Here is a 10983-nt window from a genome sequence, read left to right as displayed (position 1 = left end):
GCGCCGACCAGGCCAGCCGCTTCCTCACCGGTCACCGGTTCGGCGCGGCCCGTCGAGTCGTCGAGGAGCTTGCCGTACGCGGTGGCGCGGCGCGGCACCGTCTCCAGGTGGCCGAGGTCGGCGTGGTCGAGCCCGAGGCCGAGAGTGCGCACGGGGCCGAGCCCGTCGGCCGGTTCGATGACGACAAGACCGCGCCGGGCGCCGACGAGGGCGGCCCCGGCGCGCAGCAGTTCGCCCAGCGCGTCGTCCAGGGTGCCGGTTCTGGTGAGCCGTTCGGTGAGTTCGTGGAGGGTGGTCAGATCGGAGACCCAGCCGGCGAGGCGGTCCTGAATCAGCGGTCCTGGCGCGGCTGGAAGGTCGTCGAGAGGCGGGGGAGTGTGCGCGGGGGCGGGGACTGTGGGATCGATTCCAGCCACTTTCGGCATGTTCGGAACGCTCATGGCAGTCGGCTTCCCGACTGGTTCGTATTGCTCAATAGCATCGCAAACCCCCATGTCATTCTGCGCGGCTATCAATGCATCCACATGTACACGCACAACGGTCGCAATGTCCAGCATTGCCCTGGTCGATCATTGGATGTGTGGATGTTCGGACGGTCTTGAGGTTGGCTGGAAAATTACCCCCCTCACCATGTTTTACGATCGACTGAGTGCGCTCAACAGGGGATCCTCCAGGGCTGAGTTCGTACGCGGCCACGGTGGAGCGTCATTCCGAACGTGATGGGTACGTAAACGGTGACGGACAGGGGCAGTTGGGACCGCCCTGGAACCTGGCGGCGGACCTGGGCGTCTTCATCGCCGTAGGTCGCGCCCCATCCCCCGGAGTGGCGAGGAAAGTACAGCGGGACAGCAAGCGCCATGCGCACGCCACCCCTCGCCACGCGTTTAATGAAGACAGTCCGTGCTCGGCCCAGGGACGGCGTTACCAGCCGCAGGCCAGGAGAGTCCGCCCGGTCTCAGCACGGCCAGGGGCGGCGCAGCGTCGAACGTACGCACAGCGAAGTGATGCATACACATGGTGTCAGTCATGTGGACCTCGGCGTTCAACGGAAAGGAACGAGCGCTCATGCGCGAGATCCCCGGAAGGCGACGCAGGCTCGGGTTCCTCCGGCGCAACGGAAGGCCTGCCCAGCTCGAAGCGGCGCTCACCTGCGCCACCGAGTGGAGATGGCCCGTACTGCCCGGCGCAGGACTGAAAGCCGCCGGTGGGCGTGGGACGCGCGACCAGGGCTGCGCCTGCCCCGACCCCGAGTGTGCCGTTCCCGGCGCACACCCCTTCGACCCCGGACTGCTCGCCGCGTCCACCGACGAGCGCATGGTGCGCTGGTGGTGGACCAATCGCCCGACGGCTCCGATCGTTCTCGCCACCGGCGGCAGCGCGCCGTGCGCGGTGAGCCTGCCCGCCGTCGCGGCGGCGCGCGCGCTGGTGGAGCTGGACGCGATGGGCATGCGCCTCGGCCCGGTCATAGCGACGCCCACCCGCTGGTCGCTGCTGGTGGCCCCGTACACCCTCGAACAGCTCGGTGAGCTGCTCTACGCCAAGGACTGGGTGCCGAGTTCGCTGCGCTTCCACGGCGAGGGCGGCTATGTGATGCTGCCGCCGTCCGACGCCGCGGGCGGACAGGTGCGCTGGGAACGTGCGCCGCTGCCCGGATCGGCCGCGCCCTGGGTGCCGGACGTGGAGGCGCTTGTGGACGCGCTCGTGGAGGCGAGCACCAGCGCGCCGGACGGCGGGAGCCGGCTCGCGTACTGACGTACTCAGGTACGGAGCGGCACAGAACGGAACAGCACAGGACGCGCCTCTCACTCGGCTGTCACTCGTACGAGTGTGAGGCGGACCGAGTTGTACGGGAATTGGGCGCGCGCCGCTCCGGGCGCCCCCATTCCGCCGATATCTTCGGCCCACCGACAGTGATTCTCCCCGTAGTGGCAGGTGGGCCCCACCATGAATCTCCGCATGCTCGGGCTCGCGGCAGTTGTGGTGTTCACCGCACTGGTGCCGCTGGCCGCCTCGGCGGGACCCGTGTCCGTGTACGACGGCACGAAACCGTCCGGTACGACGGACGGGACGGCGGCGACGGCCGTGCACGCACCCACGACGGCGAAGCCCGCGAAGGCCCCAGGGCCGGCGGCATCCGGTGCGACGTCCGAACTCTGCGGCCCGGACGTCACGTCCCCCGAGGGCGTCGAGGCGCAGACCTGCGTACTCACCGGGCGCGCCGGCGGCAGCGACCGCACCTGGGCCCGTACGTACTACCGCAACGCGACCGGAGCCGAACTCCTCGCCGTACTGAGCCTGATGGGCCCGGGCGGGCGGACCGTACAGACGCACTGCGCGGTCGCCGCCACCGGCGAACCCGCGGCCTGCGAGACACGGCGTGAGGCGTCCAGGGGAGCGGCGGCGCAGTACATGGCGGTGGCGGAGTTCGCCCCGGCGGCGGAGGCCGATACCGGGCGGCTGCTGTTGCGGGCGGGAAGCGCACCGGCCCCCGACTCCGCGCTCAACTCCGACCCCAAGCCCGGCGCTTCGACGGGCCGTTGAGGGCCCGGAGGTCCGGGAAACGCTGACGCCCGGTCGCTGGCGACGGGGGATGCACCAGCGACCGGGCTTCTAGAACCGTAACAAGAGATTGGCTGTTAGCAAATCCGATCCGACGTATTCGGACAGGAAATTACCTGCCGGTAGGCCGAAACGCGGGTGGTCCGCAAAGATTCGCGCAAGAACGGCCGGGAAAGCTGTGACAGGTGTCACCGGCTTTCCCGGCGGCTCAGCTCAGCGTCACCTGGCGGTTGGTGAGCCCGCCGCGCGCCCGGCGCTCGTCGCCGGTCAGCGGCGCGTCGGTGGCGAGCGCGGCCGTCAGTCGCTCGGCGAATTCCGCCGCCGGCTTCTCGCAGTCCTCGGCGCTCATCGCGCTCGGCAGGTCCCACACCGGCACGGTCAGACCGTGTGCGCGGAAAGAACCCACGAGCCGGGTCCCTTCGCCGAGACCGGCCGTACCGGCGGCGCTCAGCCGCGCGAGCGCGTCGAGCAGTTTCTCCTCGGGGTACGGCATGACCCAGCGCAGGTGGTTCTTCTCCGGCGTCTCGCACCAGTAGGCGGCGTCGAGACCCGGGAGCAGCACGGTCGGGATCGCGGCCTCGTTGGCGCGCTCCAGGGAGGCGGAGACCTCGGCCGTGGCGTTCTCCGCGTCCGGCACCCAGAACTCGAATCCGGTGTGGACGACCGGCGTGAAGGGGGCCTCGGTGTCGAGCAGGTCCTGGAGGCGCGGCCCGTCGGCGGGCACCCGCTGCGCGGTCACCGGGTTGCCGGGCTCTGCGGTCAGCGCGCGGAGCAGCGTGTCGGCGAGGTCCCTGCTGAGGTCGCCGGACGAGGTGTCGTTCTGGAGGGCGAGCAGCACGGAGCCGTCGTCGCGCCGCAGCGCGGGCCAGGCCATCGGCAGGACGGTCGCGAGCGTCACGGAGGGCACGCCCTCGGGGAGCCCGTCCTTCAGGGTCAGTTCGACGGTCGCCGCGGGCACCAGCTCGCGCAGCGCGACCCAGTCGCCCTCGCCGGGCAGGCCCTCGAAGGGCCGCTGCACCAGCTCGGTCACGGCGTGCGAGGCCGCCCGGCCGTGACAGGCCTTGTAGCGGCGGCCCGAACCGCACGGGCAGGGCTCGCGTGCCCCGACCACCGGGACAGGGCCGTCCTTGAGCTGAGCCGTGGAGGCCTTCGTCTGGGGGCGCTTCTTGGCCATGGTGTGGCTTTCTCCCGGTAGCGGCGGTGCGGTACAGGCCGCGAGCCTAGCGCCTGGCCGGATAGGCGGCCGTACGGGGAAATCCCACGCGCGGGGCACGCCGCCCGAACGCGTGGTCCGCCGCACGGCCGTACGTACGCGTTTGTACGTACGGTGCCTCGCGCGGCGGTCTGTGCCTGTCTGCTCACCGTCCCCCGGTGAGCGGGTGAGCGGGTGAGCGGGGCCGCCGGCCGTCGGGGCCGCCGGCTTGCCGGTCGGATCAGCCCACGTCCCGGCCCAGCTCGTCGTACGCGTCGAAGTCAGGACCCAGTCCCATGCCGACCCCCACCCCGATCCCGGGTCCTGTGACCCGCGAGGCGAAGTCGTCGCGCCTGTGTCCGCCCGTGATCAGCGCCCAGACAGTGACCTCGCCGGTCGAGCTGTCCCGTACGCCCCAGTCCTGGGCGAGGGCGGTGATGATGTTGAGCCCGCGGCCGCCGCGCGCCGTGACCGAGGGTGTCGCCGGCACCGGCCGCGTCGGGCCACCGCCGTCCGTCACCTCGACCGTCAGCCGGCCCGCCTTGTCGACGCACCAGGCCGCGCGGATGTCGCCGTCGCCCACGTCGCCGTGTCCGAGCGGCCTTCCGTGCCGCCACGCGTTGCTGAGCAGTTCGGAAAGGACCAGTACCGCGTCGTCGACGACCGAGTCCGACATCCCGCTGCGGCTCAACTGCTCACGCATCCGATGTCGTGCTTCCCCCACGCCGGCAGGGCCATGGGTTACGGCCATGCTCGACGACGTGGGCGCTTCTTGTGCCACCACGAATGTCACCCCCGAGACCTCCTTTGCCCCACGCCACGGTGTGAATGCCCCATTGGCCTGGACCGGAAACCGGCCACGGACGAGCCATTGACGCACTCAAAATGAGCAGATACGGACCGAACGCGCCGGTGTACACCAGGTAACGCGGGAAACGCCGGGGTACGGAGGTCGAATGCGCCGTCGTACGAGCGGTCTCAGGCGGCCCGTCCCAACTGGGTCAACACCTGTTTGGGGCGGTTGGTGATAATCGCCTCGACGCCCATGTTGACGCAGAGATCGACGTCTTCCGGCTCATTCACCGTCCAGACATGGACACGGTGGCCCGCTCTGTGCAACCGCGCGACATAGCCGGGGTGGCTGCGCACGATCCGGATCCCGGGGCCGCCGATGCGGGCCCCGGCGGGCAGCCGCCCGTCGCGGAAGCGCGGCGAGAGGAACTGCATCAGGTAGACCGTCGGCAGATGAGGCGCGGCTTCGGAGATTCGCTGGAGCGAGCGGGCGGAGAAGCTCATGACCCGGACGGACGAGCGGCTGCCCGTCCCGTCCCGGTCGCCGGGGCGCGGCTCGTCGAGGCCGAATCGCTTCAGCAGGTGGAGCAGCCGCTCCTCCACCTGCCCGGCCCAGCGTGTGGGGTGCTTGGTCTCGATGGCCAACTGGACGGGGCGCCCCGCGTCCGAGACCAGTTCGAGGAGTCGCTCCAGCGTCAGTACGGAGGTCAGCTCCGGGTCCCGCCAGTCGGGACTCTCCTCGCTGTCCTTCCAGGAGCCGAAGTCGAGCGCCGAGAGATCGGCGAGTTCCAGGGCCGAAACGGCGCCGCGTCCGTTGGAGGTGCGGTTCACGCGCCGGTCGTGGACGCACACGAGGTGTCCGTCGGCGGTGAGCCGTACATCGCACTCCAGGGCGTCGGCGCCGTCCTCGATGGCTTTGGTGTACGCGGCCAGGGTGTGCTCGGGGGCGTCCTCCGAAGCTCCGCGGTGGGCGACGACCTGGATGCTGTGCTGACGTGCTTGAGTCACCGCGTAATGGTGTCATTGCCTCGGGGTATGCGGGTGACGGCCGGGCCTTGGCCAGGCGGTTCGGGGTGCGTACTTTTTGTCCGGAATAAAGGATGGGCGGGAAGACGCACAGGTCCCGCTTACCGTGGCCTGACGTGTTGTGGGAAAAGCTGACCGCAGATACTTGTCGAGCGGACTCTTGCCGAAGACTGACGTGGAACCGAGGAGAAAGAGCTGTGAGCACCGAGAACGAGGGCAATGCGGCCCCCGCCGCCCACTCCGTACCTCCCGTGCCGGATGCCGCTCCCGAGGGCACACCCGCGTCTCCTCCGAGAGAGGCTGGGTACGACCCGACCGTGGTCGCCGACAAGCGCGGCGATGTGCCTCCCGAGCCCGTGGGCGCGCCCGCCGGACCTCCCCCGCCTCCCACCGGGACACCTGCCGGTTCGCCGCCCGTCACCCCGGCGGCCGGCGCGGGATGGCCGCCGCCCCCGCCCGTGTACCCCTCCTACGGAGGCGGTGGCGCCGGCGGTGACGGCGGTCCCGGCTGGGGCGCGCCGGAACCGGTGCACCATGCCCCGCGCAGGCGGACGGGCGGACTGGTCGCCGCGGTGATCGTCGGCGCGCTGGTCGCCGGAGGGATCGGCGGCGGAATCGGTTACTGGGCCGCCGAGAGCAACGACAACGGCTCCGGTTCGACGACCGTCTCGGCGGCGCAGGCCCCCGGTGACGTCAAGCGCGACGCGAGTACGGTCGCCGGCGTGGCGGACAGGGCGCTGCCGAGCGTGGTCACCATCGAGGCCAAGAGCAGCGACGGCTCGGGCGACACCGGTACCGGCTTTATTTATGACAAACAGGGTCACATCCTTACCAACAACCACGTTGTGGCGTCGGTGGCCAGCGGCGGTGACCTCAGCGCGACCTTCTCGAACGGCAAGAAGTACGCCGCCGAGGTCGTCGGCAGGGCCGAGGGCTACGACGTGGCCGTCATCAAGCTGAAGAACGCCCCGGCGGGCCTGCACCCGCTGGCCCTGGGCAACTCCGACCAGGTCGCTGTCGGCGACTCGACCATCGCGATCGGCGCGCCGTTCGGCCTCTCCAACACCGTCACCACGGGCATCATCAGCGCCAAGAACCGCCCGGTGGCCTCGGGGGACGAGACCGGCAGCAGCAACTCGTACATGAGCGCCCTCCAGACCGACGCCTCCATCAACCCGGGCAACTCCGGCGGTCCGCTGCTGGACTCGCGGGGCGCGGTCATCGGCATGAACTCGGCGATCCAGCCCTCGGGCAGCGGTGGCATGGGCCAGTCCCAGGCGGGCTCGATCGGTCTTGGCTTCGCGATCCCGGTCAACCAGGCGAGGACGGTCGCACAGCAGCTCATCAAGACCGGCACCCCCGTCTACCCGGTCATCGGCGCGACGGTCAATCTGGGTGAGACCGCGCAGGGCGCGGGCAGCGACGACGGCGCCACCATCGCCCCTGAGGGTGTCGGCGGCGGCTCGCCGTCGATCACGCCCAACGGTCCGGCGGCGAAGGCGGGGCTCAAGCCGGGCGATGTCATCACGAAGTTCAACGACACCGTGATCGACAGCGGCCCGACCCTGATCGGTGAGATCTGGACCCACAAGCCGGGTGACAAGATCACACTTACGTACAAGCGCGACGGCAAGGAGTCGACGACCCAGGTCACCCTGGACGCGCGCAAGGGCGACAGCTAACCGCGTGTATTACGGGCGGTACTGCCGTCGAGCGGCACACCGTACGAGGCAGGACGTACGTCGTACGATGAGGGTGGGGTACCGGGTCAACTCCGGTGCCCCACCTCTTTTTTATGTTTCGGGCGGGCGGGGCAGGCAGGGGGGACCGAGTGCCGGACGACCGGGTGGCGCTGTCGCGTGTGGCCGGCTTCGGGCGGTTCGTACTGGCGAACCTGATCTCGGCGACCGGGTCGGCGATGGCCCCTGTCGCCCTCGCCTACGCGGTGATCGGGGAGGGCGGCGGCGCCGGATCGCTGGGCGTCGTACTCGCCACCAACACCGTCCCGACGGTGGCCTTCCTCCTCGTCGGCGGGGTGCTCGCCGACCGTATGTCGCGCAGCCGCATACTTTTCCTCGGCAATGTCGTGGCCGGTGCGGCGCAGGGCGCGCTGGCGCTGGCGGTGGCAGCCGGGCATCCCTCGACCCTCACGATCGCGTGCTGCGGCTTCGTCTCAGGAGTCGCGAGTGCCTTCACCGCTCCGGCCGCGCAGGGGGTGGTGCCCCAACTCGTCCCGGCGGAGCACCTGCAACAGGCCAACGCCGTCGTCAGGCTGCCGACCAACGCGGTCAAGATCCTCGGCCCGGTGGCCGGCGGGCTGATCGTGGCGGTCGCGGGTCCGGCGTGGGCGCTGGGCTGGGACGCGTTCTCGTTCCTCGCCGCCGCGGTGCTGCTCCTCGGCCTGCGGCTGGCCGCTCCGGTCAAGGTCGGCAGCGCGGTGGCCAACCTGCGAGCCGGCTGGTCCGGCTTCCGTACGCGTACCTGGCTGTGGACGTACACGGCCGCCGGCACCCTCGTGGTCGCGGCCTGGCTGGCCGGCTTCCAGCTCCTCGGCCCGCTCGTGGCCGCCGAACAGTACGACGGGGCGCGCTCCTGGGGCCTGATCCAGGGCGCGTTCGCCGGGGGCCTGCTGCTGGGGACGCTGGTGTGCCTGCGCTGGAAGCCGTACCGCCTCCTGGTGGTCACCGTCACGACGGGCTCGGCGCTGTTCGTCCCGCTGGCCGCGATGGGGCTGGGCCTCCCGTTCCCCTGGGTACTGGCGAGCGCGCTGCCGGCGGGCATCGGGCTGGACATCGCGGTCGTGGCGTGGACGACGGCGTTCCAGCAGTACGTACCGCGGGAGGAGATGGGCCGCATGAGCTCCTTCAACTCGGTCGGGGAACGCCTGGCCATCCCGGTCGGCTACCTGATCACCGCGCTCGCGGCGCACACCTGGCCCGCCCGCTCGGTGCTCCTGGTGTGCGCGGGCCTCATCGTGGCGACGACCGTCCTCAACCTGTGCGTACGCGACGTGTACCGCGTGAACCGTCGTGCCACGGGACTGGCGGCCTGAAACCCGGACACGCCGGTCAGGAGATCATGTGCTCAGGAGGTCTTGAGGAGTCATGCTGGCGCCGTCAGCGAGAACCAGGACGGTGAGCACGCATGGCCAAGGCGTACGAGCGGATCGCCGAGGAACTCCGCCGGTCCATCCGCGCGGGGGACCTGAAGCCGGGCGACCGGCTGCCCTCGGAGGTGCGGCTCGCCCGGAATCACCGGCGGAGCGTGCCGACGATCCGCGCCGCGCTCCGGCTGCTCCTGGAGGAGGGGCTCGTCGAGAAGCCGCACGGGCGCGGGAATGTCGTCCGGAAGGCCCGTACGACGGTGCGGCGCGCGAGCGAGCGTCACCAGTGGGAGAAGAACCGGGCGCGCCGCCCCGAGACCGAGCGGCTCAGGACGGGCTCGACGGAGCATGACACCGGGCTCGACGTGAACGATCTCGTTTTCCACGCCTCCTACCGGGAGAGCGGGGCGGACAAGGACCTCGCTGAGGCCCTCGGCGTTCCGGAGGGAACCGCGCTGGTGGTACGGACGTACCGCACGCGGCACTCGGCCGAGAGCGCGCCCCTCACCCTCGTGACCTCGCATCTGATCCGCTCGATGGTCGAGGCCAACCCAGATCTGCTGGACGAGACCAAGGAGCCGTGGCCGGGCGGTACGCAGAGCCAGTTGCACACCGTCGGCATCGAACTGGACCGCATGGAGGAACGGGTCACCGCGCGCCCTCCGACTCCGCAGGAGGCGGAGGAGCTCGAACTCCCGCCGGGCACGGCCGTCCTGATGCTGCGGAAGGTGTCGTACGACATCCATGACCGCGTCGTGGATCTGACCGACGTCACCTTCCCCGGCGACCGGACCGAACTGCGCTTCACCACGCCGCTGGAAAGGTGGTGAGCGCGCTGTGGGCGGGCGCGTCGCCGTCGTCACCGCCGTGCACGGCCCGTCCGCGCGCTTCCTCCCCGCCGCGTACGGTTCGCTGCGCGAGCAGCGGCTCCCCGGCGGGTGGGAGTGGCACTGGCTGATCCAGGAGGACGGCGAGAGCGACGACGTCGCCCCGTACGTGCCGGACGACCCGCGGGTCTCCTTCGAGCAGGGCCGTCGCGGCGGCCCGGGCACGGCTCGTACGCTGGCGCTCGCCCGCGCTGACGCCGCGTACGTCAAGGTCCTCGACGCGGACGACCAGTTGACTGCAGGTGCGCTGGCCCGCGACCTGGCCGCCCTGGAAAGCGATCCCACGCTCGGCTGGGCGACCTCGCGCGCACTGGACCTGATGCCCGACGGGACGACGGTCGGCTTGGAAGGCGAGCCGGCGGAGGGGCCGTTGGAGCGCGGGGCCGTACTGGAGTACTGGGCGGCCCACGACTTCCGGTCGCCGGTCCACCCCGCCACCCTCTTCGCCCGCCGGGATCTGCTGCTCGCGCTCGGCGGCTGGATGGCGCTGCCGGCGTCGGAGGACACCGGGCTGCTGCTCGCGCTGGCCGCCACCAGCCGTGGCTGGTTCAGCGGCGGGACGGGGCTCCTGTACCGCAAGTGGCCGGGCCAGGTCACGGGGCAGGCCGCGCACACCGATCCGGCCGAGCGCGCCGGGCGTACGGCGATCGTGGAGGCCAGGGCGCGGGCGCTGGCGGGGCTGCGGTGGAACTATCCGGCCGCCGGGGACTGATCCGCCCGCTCCTCCGAGTGGGGAGGCTGGTATGTCCGCGTTCGGTAACTGTCGTACGGGTGGCCCGGGTTGGTCATACTCTGAGCGCCTGCCAGGTGGCCGACGGAGGCCGCCCGGCCTGAACCCGAGGATGTTCATGCGCTATGCCCGCACGCTTTCGGCCGCCGTGGCGACGGTTGCCACCGGACTGGTTCTGCTGCCGGTCCAGGCACAGGCCGCCACCGGGTCGGTCCACCTGTACAAGATCTACTACGACAGTCCGGGCACCGACAGCCGTTCCACCGCGAGCCTCAACGGTGAGTACGTGCAGGTACGCAACACCACCGCCAAGGCCGTCAGTCTGAAGGGGTGGACGCTCGTCGACGCGTCCAGGCACACGTACACGTTCGGTACGTACAGCCTCGGCAAGGGCGCGACGGTGACGGTACGGACCGGCAAGGGCACGAACACGGCGGCCAACCGGTATCAGGGCCTGACGGGCTACGTGTGGAACAACGACAAGGACACGGCCACGCTGAAGAAGTCGACGGGCGCGAAGGTGGACACGTGCTCGTACAACTCGGCGAAGGTGGACTACAAGATGTGCTGATCCGACGTCCCGCGGACCGCCGTCGAAAGTCCTTCTCGGGCCGGAAAAGGCTCTGAAGCGGCCACATTTCCTCGTACGGGACTCGTGCCACCGCGTCTGCCTGTATTCATCAGGCCATGACGG

General features: G+C 70.6%; 10 protein-coding genes and 1 pseudogene. 7 read left to right on the top strand and 4 right to left on the bottom strand.

From position 1 onward, the window contains the following. Positions 1 to 557, bottom strand: a pseudogene (locus QR77_RS19205) (phosphatase); the annotation flags it as partial. Between the two features lie 508 nt (positions 558 to 1065). Between QR77_RS19205 and QR77_RS19200 the strand changes: the two are divergent. Together QR77_RS19200 and QR77_RS19195 are read left to right on the top strand one after the other, a co-directional pair. Next, positions 1066 to 1752 carry a bifunctional DNA primase/polymerase gene (locus QR77_RS19200; protein ID WP_040028272.1) on the top strand — a complete coding sequence of 229 codons (687 nt, stop codon included), beginning with the start codon at positions 1066 to 1068 and terminating at the stop codon, positions 1750 to 1752. Between the two features lie 192 nt (positions 1753 to 1944). Next, on the top strand, positions 1945 to 2541 hold the full coding sequence (locus tag QR77_RS19195; protein ID WP_052488901.1) for a hypothetical protein: 597 nt from the start codon (positions 1945 to 1947) through the stop codon (positions 2539 to 2541). A gap of 226 nt (positions 2542 to 2767) precedes the next feature. Here QR77_RS19195 and QR77_RS19190 read toward each other — a convergent pair whose 3' ends face one another. The 3 genes from QR77_RS19190 to QR77_RS19180 form a co-directional block, all read right to left on the bottom strand. After that, positions 2768 to 3733 (bottom strand): DUF5926 family protein, encoded by a 966-nt coding sequence (locus tag QR77_RS19190; protein ID WP_040023146.1) that lies wholly within the window; start codon positions 3731 to 3733, stop codon positions 2768 to 2770. 259 nt (positions 3734 to 3992) lie between these two features. Beyond that, positions 3993 to 4631, bottom strand: a complete 639-nt coding sequence (locus QR77_RS19185) for an ATP-binding protein (RefSeq protein WP_078876878.1) — start codon at positions 4629 to 4631, stop codon at positions 3993 to 3995. A gap of 98 nt (positions 4632 to 4729) precedes the next feature. Further along, on the bottom strand, positions 4730 to 5551 hold the full coding sequence (locus tag QR77_RS19180) for a glycerophosphodiester phosphodiesterase (protein ID WP_040023142.1): 822 nt from the start codon (positions 5549 to 5551) through the stop codon (positions 4730 to 4732). Positions 5552 to 5766: 215 nt separating this feature from the next. Between QR77_RS19180 and QR77_RS19175 the strand changes: the two genes are divergently transcribed. From QR77_RS19175 to QR77_RS19155, 5 genes are all read left to right on the top strand, one after another. Then, positions 5767 to 7251, top strand: a complete 1485-nt coding sequence (locus QR77_RS19175) for a trypsin-like peptidase domain-containing protein (protein WP_040023140.1) — start codon at positions 5767 to 5769, stop codon at positions 7249 to 7251. A 149-nt stretch (positions 7252 to 7400) separates the two neighbouring features. Continuing rightward, positions 7401 to 8621, top strand: a complete 1221-nt coding sequence (locus QR77_RS19170) for an MFS transporter (protein WP_269084337.1) — start codon at positions 7401 to 7403, stop codon at positions 8619 to 8621. Between the two features lie 92 nt (positions 8622 to 8713). Then, positions 8714 to 9502, top strand: coding sequence for a GntR family transcriptional regulator (locus QR77_RS19165; RefSeq protein WP_040023137.1), 789 nt, complete (start codon positions 8714 to 8716; stop codon positions 9500 to 9502). A 7-nt stretch (positions 9503 to 9509) separates the two neighbouring features. Further along, positions 9510 to 10271 carry a glycosyltransferase family 2 protein gene (locus QR77_RS19160; protein WP_040023133.1) on the top strand — a complete coding sequence of 254 codons (762 nt, stop codon included), beginning with the start codon at positions 9510 to 9512 and terminating at the stop codon, positions 10269 to 10271. A gap of 136 nt (positions 10272 to 10407) precedes the next feature. Next, positions 10408 to 10860: a lamin tail domain-containing protein gene (locus tag QR77_RS19155; RefSeq protein WP_052489649.1), complete on the top strand. Its 453-nt coding sequence runs from the start codon at positions 10408 to 10410 to the stop codon at positions 10858 to 10860. Positions 10861 to 10983 lie beyond the last annotated feature (123 nt).

This window comes from Streptomyces sp. 150FB, from assembly GCF_000818195.1.
Lineage (GTDB): Bacteria > Actinomycetota > Actinomycetes > Streptomycetales > Streptomycetaceae > Streptomyces.
The sequence above is the reverse complement of the archived record's forward strand: the minus strand, read 5'-3'. Positions and strand labels throughout refer to the sequence as shown.